At 64.3% G+C, this 22,697-nt stretch carries 16 protein-coding genes; 11 read left to right on the top strand and 5 right to left on the bottom strand.

All coding sequences use genetic code 11. From position 1 onward, the window contains the following. Nucleotides 1–116: 116 nt before the first annotated feature. Both ACFXIV_RS42355 and ACFXIV_RS42360 read right to left on the bottom strand, forming a co-directional pair. Nucleotides 117–494, bottom strand: coding sequence for a recombinase family protein (locus ACFXIV_RS42355; protein WP_379402610.1), 378 nt, complete (start codon nucleotides 492–494; stop codon nucleotides 117–119). A gap of 334 nt (nucleotides 495–828) precedes the next feature. Then, on the bottom strand, nucleotides 829–1,866 hold the full coding sequence (locus tag ACFXIV_RS42360; protein WP_379402611.1) for an LLM class F420-dependent oxidoreductase: 1,038 nt from the start codon (nucleotides 1,864–1,866) through the stop codon (nucleotides 829–831). Between the two features lie 70 nt (nucleotides 1,867–1,936). On the opposite strand from ACFXIV_RS42360, the gene ACFXIV_RS42365 reads away from it, so the two are divergent. Then, a complete protein-coding gene (locus ACFXIV_RS42365) occupies nucleotides 1,937–3,034 on the top strand; it encodes a CaiB/BaiF CoA transferase family protein (RefSeq protein WP_379402612.1) in 1,098 nt (365 codons plus the stop codon). A gap of 87 nt (nucleotides 3,035–3,121) precedes the next feature. Here ACFXIV_RS42365 and ACFXIV_RS42370 read toward each other — a convergent pair whose 3' ends face one another. Further along, nucleotides 3,122–4,696, bottom strand: coding sequence for a long-chain-fatty-acid--CoA ligase (locus tag ACFXIV_RS42370; protein ID WP_379421436.1), 1,575 nt, complete (start codon nucleotides 4,694–4,696; stop codon nucleotides 3,122–3,124). Between the two features lie 29 nt (nucleotides 4,697–4,725). Continuing rightward, nucleotides 4,726–5,997, bottom strand: coding sequence for an acyl-CoA dehydrogenase family protein (locus ACFXIV_RS42375; protein WP_379402614.1), 1,272 nt, complete (start codon nucleotides 5,995–5,997; stop codon nucleotides 4,726–4,728). 122 nt (nucleotides 5,998–6,119) lie between these two features. On the opposite strand from ACFXIV_RS42375, the gene ACFXIV_RS42380 reads away from it, so the two are divergent. The 5 genes from ACFXIV_RS42380 to ACFXIV_RS42400 all read left to right on the top strand — a co-directional run bounded on the left by ACFXIV_RS42380 (nucleotide 6,120) and on the right by ACFXIV_RS42400 (nucleotide 12,207). Further along, on the top strand, nucleotides 6,120–6,755 hold the full coding sequence (locus ACFXIV_RS42380) for a TetR family transcriptional regulator (protein WP_379402615.1): 636 nt from the start codon (nucleotides 6,120–6,122) through the stop codon (nucleotides 6,753–6,755). Beyond that, nucleotides 6,752–8,140: a phosphotransferase family protein gene (locus ACFXIV_RS42385; protein WP_379402616.1), complete on the top strand. Its 1,389-nt coding sequence runs from the start codon at nucleotides 6,752–6,754 to the stop codon at nucleotides 8,138–8,140. The genes ACFXIV_RS42380 and ACFXIV_RS42385 overlap by 4 nt, the downstream gene beginning before the upstream one ends. A gap of 67 nt (nucleotides 8,141–8,207) precedes the next feature. Continuing rightward, nucleotides 8,208–9,236, top strand: a complete 1,029-nt coding sequence (locus ACFXIV_RS42390; protein WP_379402617.1) for an LLM class F420-dependent oxidoreductase — start codon at nucleotides 8,208–8,210, stop codon at nucleotides 9,234–9,236. Nucleotides 9,237–9,299: 63 nt separating this feature from the next. Continuing rightward, complete coding sequence (locus ACFXIV_RS42395) at nucleotides 9,300–10,256, top strand: alpha/beta fold hydrolase (RefSeq protein ID WP_379421437.1); 957 nt, start codon at nucleotides 9,300–9,302, stop codon at nucleotides 10,254–10,256. A gap of 142 nt (nucleotides 10,257–10,398) precedes the next feature. After that, nucleotides 10,399–12,207 carry a flavin-containing monooxygenase gene (locus tag ACFXIV_RS42400; protein ID WP_379402619.1) on the top strand — a complete coding sequence of 603 codons (1,809 nt, stop codon included), beginning with the start codon at nucleotides 10,399–10,401 and terminating at the stop codon, nucleotides 12,205–12,207. 65 nt (nucleotides 12,208–12,272) lie between these two features. Here ACFXIV_RS42400 and ACFXIV_RS42405 read toward each other — a convergent pair whose 3' ends face one another. Continuing rightward, nucleotides 12,273–13,388 carry an NAD(P)-dependent alcohol dehydrogenase gene (locus ACFXIV_RS42405; protein ID WP_379402620.1) on the bottom strand — a complete coding sequence of 372 codons (1,116 nt, stop codon included), beginning with the start codon at nucleotides 13,386–13,388 and terminating at the stop codon, nucleotides 12,273–12,275. 62 nt (nucleotides 13,389–13,450) lie between these two features. Between ACFXIV_RS42405 and ACFXIV_RS42410 the strand changes: the two genes are divergently transcribed. From ACFXIV_RS42410 to ACFXIV_RS42430, 5 genes are all read left to right on the top strand, one after another. Beyond that, the gene (locus ACFXIV_RS42410) at nucleotides 13,451–14,677 is read left to right on the top strand and encodes a serine hydrolase domain-containing protein (RefSeq protein ID WP_379402621.1); all 1,227 of its coding nucleotides are present in this window, start codon (nucleotides 13,451–13,453) and stop codon (nucleotides 14,675–14,677) included. A 25-nt stretch (nucleotides 14,678–14,702) separates the two neighbouring features. Then, a complete protein-coding gene (locus tag ACFXIV_RS42415; protein WP_379421438.1) occupies nucleotides 14,703–15,569 on the top strand; it encodes an alpha/beta fold hydrolase in 867 nt (288 codons plus the stop codon). A gap of 375 nt (nucleotides 15,570–15,944) precedes the next feature. Beyond that, a complete protein-coding gene (locus ACFXIV_RS42420) occupies nucleotides 15,945–19,217 on the top strand; it encodes a protein kinase (protein ID WP_379402623.1) in 3,273 nt (1,090 codons plus the stop codon). Between the two features lie 1,429 nt (nucleotides 19,218–20,646). Then, nucleotides 20,647–20,886 (top strand): helix-turn-helix domain-containing protein, encoded by a 240-nt coding sequence (locus ACFXIV_RS42425; protein WP_379402681.1) that lies wholly within the window; start codon nucleotides 20,647–20,649, stop codon nucleotides 20,884–20,886. A gap of 245 nt (nucleotides 20,887–21,131) precedes the next feature. Continuing rightward, nucleotides 21,132–22,661: a tyrosine-type recombinase/integrase gene (locus ACFXIV_RS42430; protein WP_379421439.1), complete on the top strand. Its 1,530-nt coding sequence runs from the start codon at nucleotides 21,132–21,134 to the stop codon at nucleotides 22,659–22,661. The last annotated feature ends 36 nt before the right edge of the window (nucleotides 22,662–22,697 follow it).

Genomic DNA, 22,697 nt, shown 5'->3' on the forward strand with positions numbered 1-22,697 from the left:
GCGCGGTGGGTTACGCCGATCCGGCGGCCTTCCGGCGCATCTACCGCAGGCACACCGGCGAGACACCGACCGCCACCCGCACCCGCGCGGCCGAAACGACCTAATAGGAGTGCCGTTCACGGTCGTGTCACCTGGTACATGAAGCCCTGTTCAGCCAAGTAGCCACCGCGATCACTGTTCTTGTTCGGTCGCCAGCGTGGAGTAGCGGTGCAGTGATGTCTTCGGGATGCCGGTCTTGCTCGTGATTTCACCTCGCACAGGTTCCAGCCGAGCCGGTCGAGTGTGTAGGCCACGATGGTGTCGCCGTCGAGCAGTTTGGCCAGTCCGGGCCGGTCGACGACCGCCCCGCTCTTCTTGTCGAGGTAGATCCGCTCATCTGGCAGGCCTGCGGCGGTGAGGGCGTCGAGTTGGCGTTCCAGGCTTTGCTTGGTGGTCGAGACTCGGGCGTAGCCGAGTTCGAGTCCGCCGACCGGATGCTGTGGTGCGTTCGCCATACCCGAAATATCGGAATTCGCTGCCGTACATGCCTTTCGGAACATCTTCGGTGGAACGATTTCCGGAACGAATGCCGTTCCGCTTCGCCCTGGTGTCCGATCACCGACCGCGGCGTGTTCGGTGCGGCGTCGGGTTGTTCCACTTCCAAGGAAGCGGAACAGATAGCCAACCCGGCTACCGCCCAGGACAAACGGACCTCGATGGCTTCAGGCGGCCTTACTTTGGGCCTGGGGCCAGCTTCAGGATTGGTTACCTGACACCTGTCGAAGATGCCGCGCTCGTTCCGGGTCGTCGCGCCAACGCCTGCCGACCCGGAACGATCGAAATCACCAGTTAGATGATGTCCCGGAGCTTTTCGATCAGCTTCACACGTTCTCCGGGAGCTGACGCCATGGGTGTGACGTTCAGGACCGTGATTCCGGCCTCCCTGAACGCGTCGACTCGTTCCTTCACGAATCCGGCTGAACCGATCAGTGAGATGTCGCGGACGAGATCGTCGGGCACGGCACGCGCCGCCTCGTCGGTCCTGCCCGCCAGATACAACTCCTGTATGCGGTCGGCTTCAGCTCGGTAGCCGTACTTGGTGGCCAGCGAGTGGTAGAAGTTCTTGCCCTTCGCCCCCATACCGCCGACATACATCGCCAGGTGCGGCTTCACCTGCTCCCGGAGCGGTTCGACGTTGTCACCGATGGCCAGCGCCGGGCTGGCATAGATTTCGAGTTCACCGAGGGCCGGATCGCGCTTGGCCTTGCCCCGGGTCAGCGCCGCTCCCCACACCGCATCGACCTTCTCCGGCAGCACGAGAAGCGGCTGCCATCCCTGGGCCAGCTCTGCGGCCAGCTCTACATTCTTCGGCCCCAACGCTGCCAGTAGAACCGGGATACGTTCGCGCACTGGGTGATTGATGAGCTTCAGCGACTTGCCCAACCCGGTGCCCGCTCCCGGCGGCAACGGGATGGTGTAGTGCGTGCCCGCGAACTCCAGCGGCTCACGTCGCCACACCTTGCGGCAGATCTCAATCACCTCTCGGGCTCTGCCGATGGGCGCGTCATACGGCACGCCGTGAAAGCCCTCGATCACCTGCGGACCGGACGCACCGATTCCCAAGATGTACCGCCCATCCGATACATAATCCAGTCCCGCCGCGGTCATGGCAGTCAGCGTCGGAGTACGGGTGAAGAGCTGCAGGATGCCCGAAGCCAGCTGTACCCGTTGGGTTTTGGCCGCCAGGTAGCCGAGGCCGCTGACCGCGTCGAACGAGTAGGCCTCGGGGACGAACACGATATCCAGTCCTGCCTGCTCCAGGTCTGCGACTTCAGCGGCGACTTCCCTGAAGCCGCCCGCGTAGTTGATGCCCAGTCCGATACGCATTGGCCGATTACTCCTATTATATTGAGTGTTCACTCTATTAATTTGTAACAGACGAAAGCCGAGGGCAGGCGTGAACACGTCATCCACCGCACAACGAGGCCCGCTTGCGGACGTCCGGGTCGTTGAACTGGCCGGCATCGGCCCCGCGCCGCACGCCGCGCTGCTACTCGCGGATCTGGGTGCAGATGTGGTGCGCGTACAGCGGCCGGGGCAGTTCCCCGGTTCCACGGAGCGGCCACAGTGGCGCGGGCGGACCATTGTCGAGGCCAACCTGAAGGATCCGGCCGACATCGAGAAGACTCTCGCCCTGATCGCCAAGGCCGATGTGCTGATCGAGGGCTTCCGGCCCGGCGTCACCGAGCGCATGGGACTGGGCCCCGACACGGCGCTGGAACGCAATCCACGCCTGATCTACGGCCGCATGACCGGCTGGGGCCAGTACGGCCCGATGGCCGACCGCGCCGGACACGACATCAACTACATCTCGCTCACCGGTGTGCTGAACGCCATCGGCCGCAAGGGCGAACGCCCCGTACCGCCACTGAACATGGTCGGCGACTTCGGCGGCGGTTCCATGTTCCTGGTCTTCGGCATCCTGGCCGCGCTGGTGGAACGCCAGAACTCCGGCAAGGGCCAGGTCATCGACGCCGCCATGACCGATGGCGCGCTTGCTCTTTCGCACATCATCTGGGGCATGAGAGGTATGGGTGGGTGGTCCGATGAACGCGGCACCAACCTGCTCGACACCGGCATGGCCTTCTACGACACCTACGAGACCGCCGATGGCAAGTACATGGCCGTCGGCGCGATCGAGCCTCAGTTCTACACCGAACTACTGCGAGGCTTGCAGATCGACGCCGACAGCCTGCCCGAACAGACCGATCCGGCCGGCCAGGACGAGCTGCGCAAGCTCTTCGCCGAAAAGTTCAAGACCAAGACACGAGACGAGTGGGCCGCGATATTCGACGGCACCGATGCCTGCTGCACCCCCGTTCTCACATTGACCGAGGCTGAACAGAACGCCCATATCGTCGCCCGCAACAGCCTGATCGAGATCGACGGCGTCGTTCAGCATGCTCCGGCGCCGAGGTTCTCACGAACCCCCGGCGGAGTCCCGACACCTCCGCCATCCGCGGCAACCGATATCAACCGAGTATGGTCCGAATGAACTGACGGGGTCGGGGTCCGGACGTGAAAGGTACATCCGGACCCCGAACCCAGGTTCGGACTCCCCGCCGTCGAAAGACGCTGGCGCTCAGGAACCTTGCAGCTGCGTCCGCAACTGGTTCTTCAGCACCTTCCCACTGGCGTTACGCGGCAGCGCGGCGACAATCGACGTCCGCTTCGGAACCTTGTACGCCGCCAGACGTTCCCGGCACCACTGCTCGATCTCTGCGGCCGTGGGCGTCTCGTCAGGCTCACGGGCCGCCACGACCGCAAGCGGAACTTCACCCCATTTCTCGTCCGGCACACCGATCACCGCGACCTCGGCGACCTTCGGGTGGTCCGCGATCGCGTTCTCGACTTCGGCCGAGTAGATGTTCTCGCCACCAGAGATGATCATGTCCTTGAGCCGGTCGACTACATAGAGGTAGCCGTCCTCGTCCTGGCGCACGAGGTCTCCGGAGTGGAACCAGCCTCCTTCGAACGCTACCTGGGTCGCGTCGGGCTTGTTCCAGTACTCCTTCATCACGGTCGGTCCGCGGTACACGATCTCCCCGACCTCGCCGACCGCGACATCCCTCATCTCCGCGTCAACGACGCGTACTTCCACATTGAGCATCGGGGTTCCCACGGACCCGATCTTCTCCACCGCGTCCTCCCCCATCAAAACCGTGGTCGTCCCGGTCGTCTCCGTCATTCCGAAAGCGCTGTACAGCAACGCATCCGGAAAGGTGCTCATGATCCGTCGCAGCAGTGCAGGGGCGGCGGGCCCCGCTCCCCACGCCATTACTCGCAGAGCCGACAGGTCGCGATCTGCGGTGTCCGACGCGTCGCAGATCAGCTGCCACTGCGCCGGAACGAAGAAGCACACGTTGATCGCCTCCCGCTCGAGCACGTCGACCGCGGCGGCGGCGTCGAAGGCCCCCATCGGTGCCAGCACGAGGCGATCGCCACGCAGGATCGACGGCAGGATCCCGGCCACGGCTGCGATATGGAACAGCGGCAGGGCAACCAGCCACACCCGGGCGTCGGTCGGCACTCCCAGATGGATCAGCAAGCTGGTCGCGATGACGAACAGGCCCTGGTGCGTGAGCACGGCTCCCTTCGGGCGCCCGGTCGTACCCGAGGTGTAGATGATGAATGCCGGAGCGTGCTCGTCCACGTCGATCCGCACCTCGTCCGGCGAGGCCGAATAGAGGGCGTGTTCGTAAGCCTCCCAACCGGTTTCGGCGGCGCCCGGCGTTCCGACCACCAGACAGTGCCGCAGCGACGGGATCCTGCTGTGCACCTTGGCGACCAGCGGTGCGAGTGATTCATCGACCACGATCACGGAAGCACCGCTGTCTTCGAGGATGTATGCGACCTCGTCGGCTACCAAACGGAAATTGACGGTGACGGTGATGGCCCCGATGCGCGCGGACGCGAAGTATGCCTCCAGTGCTTCGATGTTGTTCATCGTCAGGACCGCGACCCTGTCCCCCTGCCGGACCCCTCGTTCCAGCAGGGCATTGGCCAGCCGGCCGACGCGCTCGTCGAGCTCAGCGTAGGTGCGATCGCGGGCGCCGTCCGGAGCGAGGAACCGCACTGCCACCCGCTCAGGGATCTTTCCGGCGTGCCGCGCCAGTTGATCGCTGATGGTCATACGCTGTGTGCGAACGGTATTCATGGTTCGACCTTCTTCTCGCCCAAAAGAATTCAGTACTTACCGGCACCGGTGAAGCCGAACAGGTACCCCGCCACTTTCCGCATCTGGATCTCCTCGGATCCCTCGGTGATGCGGTATCGGCGGTGGTGACGGTAGATGTGCTCGAACGGCAGGTGTCGGCTGTAGCCGATGCCTCCGTGTACCTGCATCGCCCGGTCGGCGGCCGCGCAGCAGAATCGATTGGCCCGGTAGTTGCACATCGCCACCCGGTCACTGATCTCGAGATGGTCGCGGGTATCGAGTTCGCCGGCGGTCTTACGGATCAGCGCCTTCAGCATTTCCGCCTCGGTGGCCAGTTCGACCAGGGGCCACTGGATCGCCTGACGACGCGCCAGCGGTTCACCGAAGGTCACCCGCTCCCGGGCGTAGGCGACCGACAAGTCGATGCAGTGCTCGCCGGCACCGAGACTGGAGGCGGCCTGGCGAATTCGGTTCTCGTGGACGAACTGCTGCGCGATCACCAGCCCTTCGCCCTCTGCGCCGAGGATCGCCGAGTTGCCGACGACAACATTCTCGAACGTCACATCGGCATGATCGGTGGGCATGTTGAACGTCCACCGGTAGCCGTCGATCCGGAACCCGGGGGTGTCGACCGGAACGATGAACGCGGTGATGCCCCGAGCGCTTCCGTCCGCTCCCGAGGTACGCGCGAAGACAAGATCGTGAGACGCGGCGTGCAGGCCGGAGTTCCAGCGCTTTCCGCCATTGATGACCCAGTCCCCGCCCCGCCGTACCGCTCGGGTTTCCATCCATGTCGCGTCACTACCGTGGCCCGGCTCGGTCAGTCCGAAGGCGAGGCCGCCCTCACCGACAATGCCGGCTTCGCAGTGTTCATCCTTCTGCTCGTCGGTGCCGAACGTCCAGACCAGGCGCACCGTCGGGTGGTTGCCGACGATCGACGACTCGTCCTGCAGATCGTTGTGCAGTCCGAGGCCGCGCCGCGCCAGATGCTCACGGATGATGGACATTTCCAGGCTGGTCGCGTCGTTGCCACCGAGTTCAGCGGGCAGGTCGTGGCGATAGAACCCGGCCTTGTCGGCGCGGCGCTTCATTTCGCGCAGCAGGTCCTGCCAGTCCTGCCGCGGCAGGCCGCCATGGTCGAAGTCGGTACGCGCCCATTCCCGGCGGTGATCGAAGAACCGGTCGTTGTCGTCCTGCCGCTGCAGGGATTCGATCTCGGCTTCGATGAACTCGTCGATGCTGCGCAGCAGGGACTTCGTCGCTTCGCTGATCGACGGATCGGTGTCGTGGGTAGTGGACACAAGCTCTCCTCGCTCTGAACGATCGTTCAGAGCGAGAAAACCACCGGAGCTCGAGGAAATCAAGAGCTAGATGCGGTTGACTACCTCTTGCCGCCCCACTCACGGCTTGCTAGCGTGAACGAATGTTCAGAGCTTCGGTCGAGTATCAGCCTGTCCAGGCGGACGACGACCCCACCGCGGCACGAATATTGGAAACCGCGATCGAGGTGATCGCGACACGCGGCTACCACGGCACGTCGGTCCGCGATATCGCGCAAGCGGCGAATGTCAGCGCCGGTTCGATCTACAACCACTACGAGTCCAAGCAGGGCTTGCTGGACGTGATCATCAACCGCGGGATGGACGGCCTGCTCGCAGTCAGCGAGCAGGCACTCTACGACGCACCCGCCAACCCCGTCGATCGCCTGGATGCGCTGGTCGCTGCGCACGTCCGAGCCCATGCCGGGTATGGGCCGTGGAGCTCTATCGGAAACGCCGAACTCCGCAGCCTCGAACCTCCACGGTTGGCGGTCGTCGTAGCCAAGCGGGACACTCAGCAGCGAATGTTCGACCGCGTCATCACGGATGGTGTGACACAGGGCCTGTTCGTGACACCGGACCCCGCAATGGCTGCGAAATACGTTGTCACAGCATGTACTTCCGTCGCGGGCTGGTACCGAATCGGCGGTCGGCTCGACCTCGATGAACTGATCGAGCAGTACCAGGTGATCTCCCGGAACGCGGTGGGATATCGAGGCGGACAGGCCGGACAGCCATGAGTCACGAAACCGCCGAACTGACCGCGAGCTTGCAGGCATGTCTCTCAGCGATCTGGGGCAAACCCGCTGTCGTGCAAGGATTGAGCCGATTGTCCGGCGGTGCCAGCAGGCACACCTGGTCGCTGGATGCAGCTCCGATCGGCGAACGCCCCAGGCCATTCGTGCTGCGCTGCGACCCGCCTGGCCGGCCCGACCCCGAACAGATGGCGCGTGAGGCGCGCGTGTTGACCGCCGCGGCCGCCTCCGGCGTACCGGTGCCCCGAGTCATCGACTACGGCGACGGCCACGATGGTGGTGGTGCTGCAGCGTCTCAGGCATACATCCTCATGGACCGCATCGAGGGCGAAACCGTTCCGCGCCGACTTCTGCGCGACGATCGGTACGCGGCCGTGCGTCCCGGACTACCCGCGCAGTTCGGGCGAATACTCGCCCAAATCCATTCGATCCCTACCGATTCGGTCCCCGGACTCTCCGCCGAGGATCCGCTCCGGCAATTGGTGACGATCTACCGCGCCTTCGACGAACCGCGCCCGGCGATCGAGCTCGGCCTGCAATGGCTGGCCCAGCATCGACCTCCGGAGCGGCCCGCCACGGTGGTACACGGCGACTTCCGCAACGGCAACCTGATCGTCGGCCCCGAGGGTGTACGCGCCGTGCTCGACTGGGAGCTCGTGCACCTCGGCAACCCGATCGAAGATCTGGGCTGGCTGTGTGTCAAAGCGTGGCGCTTCGGCAATGCCCATCCTGTAGGCGGATTCGGCTCGCGACAGGACCTGCTCGCGGCCTACGCCGATGTATCCGGGATCCGACCGGACGACGACGAGCTGCATTGGTGGGAGGTCTTCGGCACGGTCCGGTGGGCGGTGCTGTGCCGCCTACAGGCCGAGCGCTTCTTCTCCGGCGACGACCGATCGATCGAATACGCGGTGCTCGGACGCCGGGTATGCGAGCAGGAGCACGACATCCTGCTGGCGCTTCGGTTGACCGAGTCCGTCCCCGCACCCGACATCCTGACGGATCCTCTCGATGACGAGCGCGATGCGGACAGCGACCGCCCGGATGCGGACGCCCTGCTCGAAGCCGTCCACGATTTCCTCACCACTCAGGTCGCACCGAACAGCGAGGCCAGGCAGCGGTTTCTGGCGAAGGTAGCGGCAAACGCTGTCGCCATCGCGCGCCGTGAGATTCGTCAGGCGCCAGCGAAAACACAACGGCAGAAACAGCTTTCCTTGCTCGGCTGTGCCAATGACAGGGAACTGGCCGAGGCTCTTCGGTGCGGTTCGATCGACGCACACGACCCTGATGTCCTGCGAGCGATTCGTACAGGCGTGACCGCCAGGCTGGCGGTTGCCAATCCCGCCTACCTGCAACAATCCGCAAGCTGATCGGCGAGCAACCACCAGACTCCCGGTCGCTGTTCCCGCGGCCGGACAGCACGAAAAGAGAACCCCCATGGGCAGACTCGGCTTGACCATCCCACTCGACGGCATTCAGCTCGCACGGCAACGAGATCACCTCGGCGAGATCGAAACCAGCGGATTCAGCGATTTGTGGTCATCGGAGGCATCGGGTGCCGATGCCTTCACCCCGCTCGTCGGTGCCGCGGTCAGCCACCCCTCGTTTCGGCTCGGCACAGCGATCGTCCCGGCGTACACCCGCAGCCCCGGACTCATGGCGATGTCAGCTGCGGCGTTGGCCGACATCGCACAGGGCGAGGTGGTGCTCGGTATCGGCACCAGCTCCGACGTAATCGTCGAGAAGTGGAACGGCCTGCGTTTCGAGGCGCCGTACCAACGCGTGCGGGATGTGGCGACCTTCGTACGCCGAGCCCTGACCGGCGAGCGGGTCGACATGTCTTGTGACAGCTTCAGCATCAGCGGGTTTCGGCTCGATCGCGCCCCGCGCCGGCAGCCGAAGATCATGGTGGCCGCGCTGCGCCCCGGCATGCTCCGGCTCGCGGGCACCGTCGGGGACGGCGCGATCGTCAACTGGCTCTCCCCTGCCGACGTACGGCAGGTCGCACCATATGTTCATGCGGCGAACCCGGACGCGGAGATCGTGGCACGACTTTTCGTCATTCCGAGCGAAGACGTGACGGCCGTGCGAGCTGCGGCGCGCCGGGCCATCGCGGCCTATTTGAACGTGCCGGTCTATGCGGAGTTTCACCGCTGGCTGGGCCGCGGCGATCAATTGGCGCAGATGTGGCGGGCGTGGCAGGCCGGCGAGCGAGCAGCCGCTTTGGCTGCGATACCCGATGAACTCATCGATGAGCTATTCCTCTACGGTAATCCCACCGAGATCGCCTCCCGCGTAAAGGATTACGCCGACGCCGGCGTCACCACACCGGTGCTCGCCGTGATTCCGGCAGCCGGAGGCAACTACTCCTCCATGGCCTCCATCACCGCGATCGGCCGCGCCTATACCGATAACACAACCAGCAAAGACCTCCAATTGACCGACACATTGTCAGTATCCAACTGAAAATTGGCTGGCAGCAGCGGGATTGATCCTTGATTAACTGTCATACGGTCAGTACACTCACATGTGACTCAAGTCATTCTTGCCACACGTTGTGCGAGCCAACACAGAACAATCGGCTTCCCGTCGGTGTGGCATCCGCAAGGAGTTGATCGGATGAATCCGAATATCGAACCCGCTGCCAAATCCAGCCCCGGCCTATCAGAATTGCTACGACCTTTGGCCGGATCAAAAAGCGTCATCAAACGGCCGGATGGCACCAAATTGCATGTCATCGAAAACGGCACCGGCCCAGATGTCCTACTCGTTCACGGATTCGGCGTTTCAGCCGATTCCTGGTCGCTGGTGCAACCGGCATTGGTCGAGCAGGGCCGGCGCGTCGTCGCCTACGACCAGCGTGCGCACGGTCGATCATCATGTGGCAGCGCGGGAATCGGGTCACGCCAACTGTTCGACGACCTACAGGCGGTCGCGGACGCTACCGGAATTACCGACGGCACGCTCGTCTGCCATTCGATGGGCAATTTCGTCGGCCTCGGGTCGCTTGCCGACAAGAGATTCAGCCAGCGGTTCCGCCGAGCGGTCCTGGTCGCCCCAGTAACCGGCCACTCGAGCAAGGGCGCACCGGTTGCCCGATTCCAGGGCCCGCTGATCGAGCGTGGCATCGCCCAGGCCCTGGCGCGGCGGCCGCGCGTCGGCCGCTCCCTTGCCGCAGCGAGCCTCGGCCCGAACGTATCCGAGGATGTCCTCGAGGCCACGCGAATCGTGTTGACCACCGTGCCGATGTCAGCCAGCCCATATCTGGGACTTCTGCGGAGAGAATCGGTCGAGGGTGATTTGGCGAAAATAGAAGTGCCCCTTCACATCTTGACCGGCACCGCCGATCGCACGACACCGGCTTGGCATGCCGAGCTCATCGTCTCGCGTGCCGCCCACGCACACATCGAGGTCGTGCCCGGTGCGGCGCACATGCTCAATTGGGAAGCTCCCGAGCTCGTTGTGCGCGCGGTAATCGCGGACTGATCGATTCTGGCGCGCAATCGCACCAGCGGCGCGCCGCATATTCACGAGGCGGTCGAATCCCTGCCTCGCCCTTCACAATTCACAATTCCGCTGTCGATGCATGTCCACGGCACGCGGAATCGCTCAACCATGGAGTAGTCGCATGTCAACGCCCCTCAGCACCGTTCCCTCCGATGGAGACTCGCTGCGTCGCAAATACGCCGAAGAGCGTTCGAAGCGTCTGCGCACCGACGGCAACGCCCAGTTCCACCACCTCGGCGACCAACTCCTGAAAGACCCGTTCACACCGGTGGTTGAACGGGAACCCGTCACCGACCATGTCACCTTCACCTTCATCGGTGGCGGCTTCGCGGGTCTGCTGGCAGGCGCCCGCGTCCACGAGGCCGGAATCTCCGACGTTCGAATCATCGACACCGCCGGTGATTTCGGCGGAACCTGGTACTGGAATCGCTACCCCGGCGTCATGTGCGACACCCCCGCGCTGGTATATTTGCCCCTGCTCGAGGAGACCGGCTACATGCCGAGCCAGAAGTGGGTGCACGGCCCGGAGATCTTCGAACACTGCCAGCGCATCGGACGACAGTTCGGACTGTACGACAACGCATTGTTCCACACCAAGGTCGAACAGGTCGTCTGGGAAGAGGAACACTCCCGCTGGCTCGTGATCACCAACCGCGGCGACCGATTCACCACATCGTTCCTCGGCATGGGCCTGGGCCCGCTCTGCGTGCCGAAATTGCCCGGCGTACCGGGTATCGAGGACTTCACGGGAGAGTCCTTCCACACCAGCAGATGGAACTACGAGTACACCGGCGGCACCCCGGACGGAGCTCCGCTGCAGAACCTCGCCGACAAGGTGGTCGCTGTCATCGGAACCGGAGCGACCGGTGTCCAGGTCATCCCCAAGCTGGCCCGAGATGCGGGTGAACTCTTCGTATTTCAGCGCACACCCTCGGGTGTGGACGCCCGAAACAACGCCCCCATCGATCCCGACTGGTTCGAGTCGATCGCGACTCCGGGGTGGCAGCAACGTCTCCAGGACAACTACGTCGCGAACTGGGAAGGCATCTTCGGGCGCCCGGGTCCCGACGTCGAGGTGAAGAATCTGTTGGAGGACAACGGTTTCTACCCCATCGCGCAACGCATTCGGTCCGCGATCCACTCGGTGCCTCCGGAAGAGTTCTCGCTGGAACGGATGATCACTGCGATCGAGTCCGTGGACGACGCGGCGATGGAAGAGATCCGGGCCCGGATCGGCCGGATCGTCGAGGATCAAGAAACCGCGGCCCGGCTCCAGCCGTGGTACCGCCAGCTGTGCAAGCGCCCCTGCTTCCATGACGAATATCTGCCCTCGTTCAACCGCCCGAATACCCACCTCATCGACACCGATGGCAAAGGCGTGGAACGGATCACCTCGCGGGGTGTGGTCGCGAACGGCATCGAGTACGAGGTCGACTGCATCGTCTACGCCTCGGGATTCGAACACGCCTTGAGCACCCTCCGCAGCCTGACCTTCGAGGTGATCGGACGGGATAAGGTCTCGCTGGCGCAAGAATGGGCCGACGGCACGAAAACGCTGCACGGCATGCACGTTCACAACTTCCCGAACCTCTTCATCGTCCAGCTCGCCCAGGCGGCGTTCTTCGGCCTCAACGCCACCAGCGGCTGGAATGACACCGCCAAAACGATCGGGACGGTCGTCGGTCATGCGGTGAGCAATGGCTACCGTGAGGTCGAGAACACTCAGGAGGCCCAGGACGCGTGGGTCGAACTGCATCTCGCCCAGGGAGCTTCGTGGGGCGCCGACGAATGCACGCCGGGTTACTACAATATGGAGGGACAGCAGGCTGATCCGTCCATCGTGGGGTATCCGGCGGGTACTGCGGCATTCTTCGCGTATATCGAGCAGTGGCGGGCGTCGGGCGAGTTCGAGAGCCTCAAGTTCAGCTGATCTCGAGAGCCGCGCAGAGCAGGAGGCGAGGCGGCCAGTTTCCCGGCCGCCTCGCACCTTCCCGGTTACGGGACAAGCACCGCTCTGCCGACAATCGATCCGCGGGCGAGGTCATCGAATGCTGTCTGTGCGTCGTCGAGTTTGTATGTCCGGGTTTCGATCCGGATCTTCTCCTGCCGCGCGAGCTCGATGACATTTCGCAGATCAGCGCGCGTTCCAGCGTACGAACGCTTCACATCCACGCCCCAGGGAACCGTCACACCGGCGGTCTCATACGACAGCGTCCCGCCGGCCAGCCCGATCAACCGAATCGCGCCCCCTGGCGCGACGACACGGCAAGCCAGGTCGACGGTTGCTTGCAGACCGACGAAATCGAACACCGCGTCGGCTCCGTATCCATCGGTAAATTCGAGAACGGCACGGGCGACGTCCTGCGAGTTGTTCAGCGCCGCATCGGCTCCCAACGCGCGGGCCAAGTCCAACTGGGGCTGGGAATTGTCGACGGCGATGATCCGTGCGCCGGTGACCGCCCGGAGAATCTGGAGTCCCACATGCCCCAATCCCCCAACCCCGATAACGACAGCGCTGGAGCCCGACGTGAGCAGATGCCGGACATCATCGATGGCGTGGTACGAGGTGAGGCCCGCGTCCGCGAGGGGCGCCGCCAGGAGCGGCGAAACGCCTCCCAGACGTTCGAGGTAGCGGACATCGACCTTGATGTACTCGGCCATGCCACCGTCGGGTCCCAATCCTGGAGCGGGAGGCACTGCACCCCGTTTCTGGGCGGCACAGACATTCTCTCGGCCCTCGCGGCAGGGTCGGCAAGTGCCGCACGACCAGACGAGGTACACCAGCACGTCTTCGCCACCGGCGAACTCACTGACATCCGGTCCAGTGGACTCGACGTAGCCGGCCACCTCGTGACCGAGCGTCATCGGTAGCGCGTACCGCGGATGCCGAAGCACATGCAGATCCGAATGGCACAGGCCAGCTCCGGCAACCCTGACCAGCACATCCCGGTGCCCGAGTTCCGGGATCGGAACCTGCTGGATGGCGATACGACCTGGCGCTGTCAGCTGCACTGCGCGCATGAAACGGCTCCTCTGAGTCTGGGGAATCCACGGGGAGCGCCACCGAATCCGGGGGTCGCTCACCAACGCACATGCTACATATATTGACATTGAGTCAGTAACGGCTCACTCTCATCCTGTGATGAGAGGGAAAGTAGACACGGAGTAGTGCCATGGTCCTGAAAATCAAAGCCTCACCCGACACCATCGGCGGCGACGTCGACGAGGGCTACGGGAAGGTCGCCGACGTCTTCCGCCGCAATCTGACCAGCGGTCAGGAGGTCGGCGCCGCCATCGCGGTCTACCGCAACGGCAAGAAGGTCGTCGATCTCTGGGGCGGGTATCAGAACGGAAACACCCGGGTGCCGTGGGAACGCGACACCGTGGTCCCTGTCTTCTCCACGACGAAGGGCATCTCCTCGCTGGCCGTCGCGGTCGCAGCCTCCCGCGGTCTCATCGACTATGACGCGAAGATTGCCGACTACTGGCCGGAGTTCGCGCAGGCTGGGAAGGGGTCGATCACCGTCCGGCAGCTTCTTTCCCATCAAGCAGGACTGGCCGCGATCGACCTTCCGCTTACGCTCGACGACGTGGCGCACCCCGACGCGATGTCGGCGAAGATCGCCGCCCAGGCCCCCGCGTGGACCCCTGGCAGTAATCACGGGTATCACGCGGTCACGCTCGGCTGGTACGAATCGGAGCTCATTCGCCACGCGGATCCAGCCGGACGCACTATCGGCCAATTCTTCGCTCAAGAGATCGCCAAGCCTCTCGACCTCGATTTCTACATCGGATTGCCGGACTCGGTGGACCGCGATCGGGTAGCGCAGCTGCACTGCTGGTCTCGGGCCGAGATGCTCCTGAATATGAACGCGATGCCGCCACGACTCGTCATGGCCCTGCTCAATCCGCGCAGTCTTTCGACGCGCGCCATCGCAGCGCCAGGGGTGAAATTCCTCGAGGAGTACAACAACGAAGAGCTCCGGGTGATGGAAATGCCCGCGGCCAACGGCATCGGGACAGCACGAGCGGTCGCCAAGCTGTACGGCAGCGCCGCGACGGGCGATGCCTATCTCGGCTTGACGCCTGCGGTCATCGACGCGTTGGCGACCCCCGCGTCGACCCCCGCAAACGGCCTGCGCGACAAGGTATTGCATGTCGACACCATGTTCTCGCTGGGATTCATGAAGCCGTTCCCGAAGTTTATCTTCGGCTCGTCGCAGCGGGCATTCGGAACCCCGGGAGCGGGCGGCTCATTCGGTTTCGCCGACCCCGACACCGGTATCGGTTTCGCGTACGTGATGAACCGCATGGGTTTTCACATCTGGAACGACCCACGAGAACTCGCGCTCCGGGAGGCGCTGTTCCACAACGTACTCGGAGTCCGTCCCCAGTCCTGACATCAGAAGGAGTCCTCAGATGAGTGTGAACCCGGAGCCCGTCCAGCGCTCGACAGGAAAGCCACCCCTGTCCGATCTGCTACGGACGTTGGACGGCGCCGCGGGTATCATCAGACGACCGGACGGCACCCGATTGCACACCGTCGAAGCCGGTGTAGGTGATGACATCCTGATGGTCCACGGATTCGGTGTCTCGTCGGATTGCTGGTCCCTCGTACAACCGAGGCTGGTTGCAGCGGACCGACGAGTCATCGCGTACGACCATCGAGGGCACGGCCGATCATCCTGTGGCAGAGACGGATTCGGCTCGGAGCAACTGCGTGCCGATCTCCACGCTGTAGCGACCGCCTACGATATCGCCGACGCCACCCTGGTCTGCCACTCGATGGGAAATTTCATCGCCCTCGGCCTCCTGAGCGACAAGACGTTCCGAAACCGATTTCGCCGTGCTGTCTTGGTAAGCCCGATCACCGGCATGTCACGCAAGGCCTCTCGCGCCGCGCTGCTGCATACGCCGATGATCCGATTGGGCTTCACCCAGTTTCTGGCGGCACAACCGCGCACCGGGCGCTACCTCGCCACCAGGAGTCTCGGACCCTTCGCCTCCGCCGACCTTGTCGAAGCCACTCGGCAGTCGCTTGCGGCCATTCCGCCAACGGTCGGGCCATGCATCACCATGGTCCGCCAGGAGTCGATCGCTCGCCGCCTCGAGCAGATCGACCTACCCCTGCAGATCCTGTCCGGCACCCGAGATCGCACGACACCGTCATGGCATGCCGAGCTGATCTACATGCGTGCCCCGAATGCCCAGATCAAGTTCATCGCCGGCGCAGGCCACATGATGAACTGGGAGGCTCCGGAGGAGATCGTCGTGGCCGCGCTGACAGACTGAACCAGTGAAGCGCAACGGTTTTCGCTCTCCCAGACCCGGAAACCGGCGCCTGCCCGCGCCAAGTAGCCCTGTCTCCTGGAGTAGTTGTCTGAAGAGGCACCTGCTGGAGCGACTGGCTTGGGCATCGCAGGCCAGTGGCTCCAGGGTGCGAGTTTGACGTCCGGGGTCCGCGCCTAACGACCGAAACCTCATCACCCAGTTGGTGGTAGCCGGATCTTGCCCATCGTTCCGCCGTGCTCGACTGCTCGAATCCGAGTTTGCCAGGGTCTTCCCATAGTCTCAGTCGTCGATGTTCAGTGGGGATACGCTGGTTCAGTAACGAAGATTTAGCCGGTGTTGCTCGTTGCTGGAATTCTGGCGGATGGTGCGCAACTGATGGGCGAGGATGATCCGTTTCGGACGCTTCGTGACGCTTCCATGGCGATCACGGAGGAGTTGGCCGCGGCCGGGTTCGAGGATGCGGAGGAGATCGGGCGGGGCGGGTTCGGTGTGGTTTTTCGCTGTACCCAGCCGGAGCTGGATCGGACGGTGGCGGTAAAGATCCTGACCACCGAGTTGGACACGGAGAACCGGGCGCGGTTCTTCCGGGAGCAGCGGGCGATGGGCCGGCTGACCGGGCATCCGAACATCGTGACGATGTTGCAGGCGGGTACCACAGCGAGCGGACATCCCTATCTGGTGATGCCGTATCACCCGTTGGACTCCCTGGAAGCACGGATCCGCGGGCAGGGTCCGTTGCCGGCGGAGACGGTGTTGTGGATCGGGGTGAAGATCGCCGGGGCGCTCGAGACCGCCCATCGCCTCGGCATCGTGCACCGCGACGTGAAGCCGGGAAATATTCTGCTCACCGATTACGGCGAGCCGGCGCTGACCGACTTCGGCATCGCCCGCATCGCCGGCGGGTTCCAGACAACCGCGGGCACCCTGACCGGTTCCCCGGCGTTCACCGCCCCGGAGGTCCTCGAGGGTGAGGCACCGACCCCGGCCGCGGATGTCTATGGGCTGGGTGCCACCTTGTTCTGCACGCTGACCGGGCACGCGGCGTTCGAGCGACGCAGCGGGGAGAACGTGGTGACCCAGTTCCTGCGGATCACCACCCAGACGGTGCCGGACCTGCGCGAGCACGGCATCGCCGAGGATGTCTCCGCGGTGGTCGCGGCGGCGATGGGCCGCGACCCGCGCGAGCGGCCCTCGGCGGCGGCGCTGGGGGAGATGATCCGGCAGGCGCAGCGCCGCTACGGGTTCGCCGTCGAGGAGATGGCGTTGCAGGCCGATCGGGCCCGCGAACGCCGCAAGCCCGTCACGCCGGGGTGGGGTCCACCGGCGTCAGCGCTTTCGCGCGATGCCGGCGGTCTGCCGGCGGAGTTGACCAGTTTCGTCGACCGCCGCACCGAGCTGGCGCACGTGAGGAATCTGCTGTCGTCCGCGCGGTTGGTGACGTTGACCGGGATCGGCGGGGTGGGCAAGACCCGGCTCGCGCTGCGGGCGGCGGAGGCCGCGCGCCAGGAGTTTGCCGACGGGGTGTGGCTGGTCGAGCTGGCGGATGTGTCGGATCCGTCGCTGCTGGTCCATGCGGTAGCAGCGGCCCTGGGGTTGCGCGACGATTCGGCGCGGCCATTGCCGAAGGTGGTGGAGGAGTTCCTGTCGGTGCGGGAGTCGCTGCTGGTGTTGGACAACTGTGAGCAGGTGGTGGCCGCGGTGGCGGAGCTGGTCGAGACTTGGTTGCGGGACTGCCCACACCTGCGGATCCTGATCACCAGCCGCGAACCGCTCGATATCGCCGGAGAGGCGGTCTTGCCGGTGCCGCCGCTGGCGGTGCCGGACCTGGATCAGGAACTGTCGCAGCGGGGTCTGTCCCGCTACGACGCGGTGACCTTGTTCGCCGACCGCGCGGCCACGGTGGTGCCGGGTCTGGAACTCTGCGACGAGGACAAGGCCATCGTGGCCCGGATTTGCGCACGCCTGGACGGGTTGCCGCTGGCGATCGAGCTGGCGGCTGCGCGGATGCGCATGATGTCGCCCGAGCAGATCCTGGCGCGGCTCGATGATCGGTATGCGCTGCTGACCCGCGGCAGCCGCAGCGCGCCGACACGCCAGCAGACCCTGCGGTGGTGTGTCGACTGGAGCTACGAGTTGTGCAGCCCGGTCGAACAACGGCTGTGGGACCGGTTGTCGGTGTTCGCCGGCGGCTTCGAACTCGATGCTGCCGAACAGGTGTGCGGCGCCGATCTGGCTCCTGAGGATCCGCTCGATGTGCTGTCCTCGCTGGCGGAAAAGTCGATTCTGATCCGCGATGACTCCCACCGCGTGGTGCGGTTCCGGATGCTGGAGATGGTCCGCGACTACGGCCGAGAGAAGCTGCGGGAGTCCGGCGAGGAACAGCAGTTACAGCGTCGGCACCGCGACTGGTACGAGCAGTTGGCGCTGGACGCTGAAGCCGAATGGATCAGCGACCGGCAGCCCTACTGCTCCGCCAGGCTCGAGCGTGAACTACCCAACCTGCGTGACGCGCTCGAATACAGCCTGGCCGAAGACAGCGAGCAGGCGGCCGAAGCCGGACTTCGGACGGCCGCCGCCCTGTTCATGTTCTGGAGTTTCCGAGGTCTGTACAGCGAAGGTCGCCGCTGGATCGACCGGCTCCTCGACCACCCTGCCCGGCAATCCGTATCTGACCGTGTCAAGGGGCTTCATGCCAGCTGCATTCTGGCAGTGCTGCAGGGCGACTTGTCGGCTGCTGCTGCCCTTGCCGAGGAGGGACGCGTGCTCGCCGAACAGGTTCCCACCCCGATGACCGAGGCGCTGGTCGCCTACGCCGACGGCGCCGTGGCGCTGTATCGCGGTGAGCTTGCTCTGGCGGTCTCCTCCTTGGAACGTGCCGTCGAGCTGTTCAGCTCGAATCGGCAAGGATTCCTTTACACAGCCGCACTATCCGTGCTCGGTTCGGTGCACGCATTGGCCGGTGATACAGAACAGGCGATCGAGTGCCACCGGATGATACTTTCCGTCACCGAAGCGTGTGGTGAATCGGTCTTCCGATCGAGCGCGTTGTGGGGCCTGGGTGTTGCCGCCTGGCGGCAAGGTGAACAATCGCGGGCGATCGAACTGCTCGAGGATGCGCTGCGAATCAACCGGCCAATGCGTAGCACGCTCGTTGCCGCGATGAGTCTCGAGGTGTTGTCCTGGGTTGCCGGCGCCGACGGTGACGCCGAGCGCGCAGCCGTACTGATGGGAGCCACAGAGGGACTACAGCGGTCCGTGGGTAATCCTGCGCCTATCCTCCCAATGCTGGACGATCACGACGAGTGCGTCCAGACAACGCGATCCGCCCTGGGCGCCCGCGGATTCGATGCGGCATTCCGCAAAGGCCGGGCGATGGGGATGGACGATGCCGTGGCTTATGCACTCGGTGAGAAACCTGCCGACACTGTGCCCGCATCGGGTCCGGGCGTGGCTCTCACCAAGCGTGAGAACCAGGTAGCGGACCTCATCGCGCAAGGCCTCACCAACAAACAGATCGCCGCCAAACTGGTGATCTCCCAACGCACCGCCCAAGGCCACGTCGAGCACATACTCACCAAACTCGGATTCACGTCCCGCGCACAAATCGCGGCCTGGGTTGTAGAAGACGCCGAACGACAGACTCATTGACCGTGCCGACCAGCAACAGATGCCGGTGCCCCGGGTGGCTCGGCGCTGCGAACGTCTTATTGATCCCGGTTGCATGACCGCCGAAGTCACCGGCTGGCTCGAGACGTCGATGAAGGTCGCTGCCGGACCGGCCCGTTACCGCAGCCGGGTTACGGAGCCTCGGTCGCTACACGAGGACCCCGGACGCCGAACCCGCGTCCGGACCAGCCCACCACGCCCGGGTCAGTGCCTCCAACAGGTACCTCTTCAGGCCACGTGCACTCCGATTGTCCGTTGCACGAGGACCCAGCGCCCCGCTCACCATCTGTAGGAACCGCTGACGGGTGACGCCGAAATTCACGAACAGCTCGCCGGCGCCGGCACCGCCGAAGGGTGTTGAGCGGATACCAGTCGGGTTTCGCTGAGGCCGCGTTGGAGGGGGGAGCCGCGGCCGGGTTTCGAGCCCGGGACATCGATTCGTGCAAACAATGACCGACCTCGAATTCTGGTCGACACATCTGCCCCCTCCAGAAGACGATAACCGCCGATAAATCCGCCGGGCTACCGGCAAATCGGCGGAAGTCCGCAGCTCACGACGGGTACGCATTGTTGTAGATGCTGTACGTGCCACACCGCGGACTCGAACCGTCACAACCGCTCTCGTCGGCAACCGACCATGGGCTACGTGGACTCCCCGGCGACGCCGACGAGGTCGTGCGATCACAGGGCTGGCAACCCAACGATCACAGTCCCATCCGTCCCAGGTTGTCCAACGGAAAGCACCTGGTAGACATATGTTTCACTGAGCTTTCCGAGGCTGACCGCGATGACCGTTTCGGCGTGATGCCAACGGCGATGCCACCAACCTCCATAAAGATTGAAAGACAGTCCTGAAACCTGTTGGCCAGGACAGCCTTTCGCAGCAGCGGGGACAGGATTTGAACCTGCGACCTCTGGGGTATGAGCCAACCGGAAACAGTTCCGAGCGTGCCGCCGGGTATCGCTACATCCTGTCTGAGCAAGCCAGCGGGATATCAATTCCCGACCCGGGCAGTGGAGCGTTGGTTGCTCGACCTCACCTCGGACAACCTGATCTTCTAGTCGCCGAACGGCAGCTGTAACCGCCCGGGAAGCCGGCCGATTCTCCCTGTCGCGCTGCTGATTCGAACCAGTTCGAACTCGTGAGCGCCCTGACTCGGTGCTGCGACTCCGTTGAGAAGGGTGAAGGGCGCCGGGTGAACTACATGGGGCCGGTGTCGCGAACGGGCATGATGTGATCGCCGCGTGGCAACGCAGGGTGGCTTCGCGAATTCCGCCGAGCGACAACCTTTCCCCATCGGCAGCGCAGCAGGTCATACGCCACCGACAGAACCGGACGGTATCCTGAAGGTCGCGAGGGACTGACCGGCAACAAGCCTGTCAGGAGCCTATTATGTCCAAACAACCTCGTATGCAACGCGATACCACCGACACGGGTGCGAGAGAAGCGTTGCGACGCCTGCTGGGCGAGCCGACGATATCGATACCTGACGCGGCCAGACTCCTCGGGATCGGACGTTCCACCGTCTATGCCGCCGTCAAATCGGGTGAGCTACCCGCCATTCGGGTCGGCCACCGAGTGCGCATTCCGTCCAGATGGATTCGCGAGGCACTACGTGTCGAGGACGAACCGGACATCGGCACACGGTAGAGCTTTCTCGACTGGCCGACGCAGCATTCCACCATCCGCCGCCGCGCTCGTGCACCACGCAGTGCTGATCCTGCGTCTGGACAACGGGAAGGTCTCACTTCCGCTCGGTCGAACGATGGTCCTGCGGCCTCATATCTGTCCCCACGGACGGACTGCGGGGCGAAACAACGGCACACGACCTTGCGTGTTCGGTGCGCTCGCACTCCTACCCCTTCTGCGTATCGTCGATGCCTTCGGGCTCCGAAATGCTTGCAGCCAAACGCAGTTCGCCGATTCCGGCTGTTCATTCGAATGGTCGCCAGCCTGAGTCGACACCGCCGATTTACTCCAGCAATCCACCCGCACAGAGGAGGCCCAGTATGCCCGGCACACAACCGCCGACCAGAAGGAAACGCCGGGCCGAGCCGATCAACAAGCACATCGCGAAGAACGGCACGGTGACCTATCGCTTCCAGGTCGACATCGGAACAAAACTTGACGGCACACGCAACCGACAGCAGTCCACCTATCGAACCCTGGCCGAGGCACGGCGCGAATATCGTCGGATCACAACAGAAGTCGCACGCGGAACCTACGCCAAGCTCGTTGACATCACCGTCGACGAAGCGTGCGACCAGTGGCTGGCCGATCGTCGTAGAATCCGGCGGAACTCACTCGAGCGCTGCCGCCAAGACCTGAAGCCGGTACGCCGCCGACTCGGCACCAAGAAGCTGGCGCAACTCACCAAGAACGACGGGGACGCTCTCGTGGAGTGGATGCTGACCGAGGGAAGGCGCTCCCCCAGGCAACCTCGTCCCGACAGCCTGGTGTCACAGGTCGCAGCGCTGATAGCGCGCCACCCGGAAGGCATCTCGACCGCGGAACTCAAGACCGAGTTCGGCAGGGACGTACATCACTGTCTCGCCGGCCTGGTCCGGGCAGGCCGGGTGACCCGCCCTCGACGGGCCGTCTACGTCCTGGCACCACCGCCGGTCACCGCCGTGGCGCCTCGGGGCGTCAAGCCGGTCACCGTCAGGTCGATGCTGACCACCTTCAGCATGATGGTTCAGTCCTATGTCGATCAGGGTGCCTTGCCGCGCAACGTCATTGCGCTGGTGGACCGGCCAGCCGACGACATCACCGACAACGATGACGACGAAACGAACGCGAAGTCATGGACCATGGCCGAGGTCGAGGTCTTCCGAGCCGCGATCGCCGGCGAACGCCTGGCCGCGTGCTGGCTGATGTCGTGTTACGGGATGCGCCGCTCGGAAGTGCTGGGCGCGCGGTGGCACCGGTTCGATGCCACCGCGTTGCGGGTGCGCCGGGGGCGGGTCGCCATCGGCAGAGAGACCGAGGAGAACCTGCCCAAGTCTCGCCGCAGCCGTCGCGATCTTCCGCCGCCCGCAGACCTGAAGGCCGCGCTGCGCGCGTTGAAGACCCGGCAGAAAGCGGAGTGCCTGGCAATGGGCGCATCCTGGTCCGACGATCGGCTGATCGCGGTGCACGAGAACGGAAACCCGGTCCGGCCCGACTGGTACTCCGCCGAGTTTCAGCGAATTCGCAAGCGCACCGGACTGCGCCGAATCCCATTGAAGGGCCTGCGGAACACGTCGGTGTCCCTGATGCTCACCTCGGGGATCCCGGTCCACATCGTCGCAGCGTGGCACGGCCACGATCCAGCCATGTCGTTGAGCATCTACTCCGACGCCCATCCTCGCGATTTGGAGGCGGCCGGAGCCGCTCTCTTCGGTCCAGCAGATGGACGCAGACCATGGCCGGTTGGCAAGCTCTAGGCAAGCCGGAGCGCCAGAGCCCTCCCTCAGAAGCCG

It is taken from the genome of Nocardia sp. NPDC059236, assembly GCF_042754085.1.
Lineage (GTDB): Bacteria > Actinomycetota > Actinomycetes > Mycobacteriales > Mycobacteriaceae > Nocardia.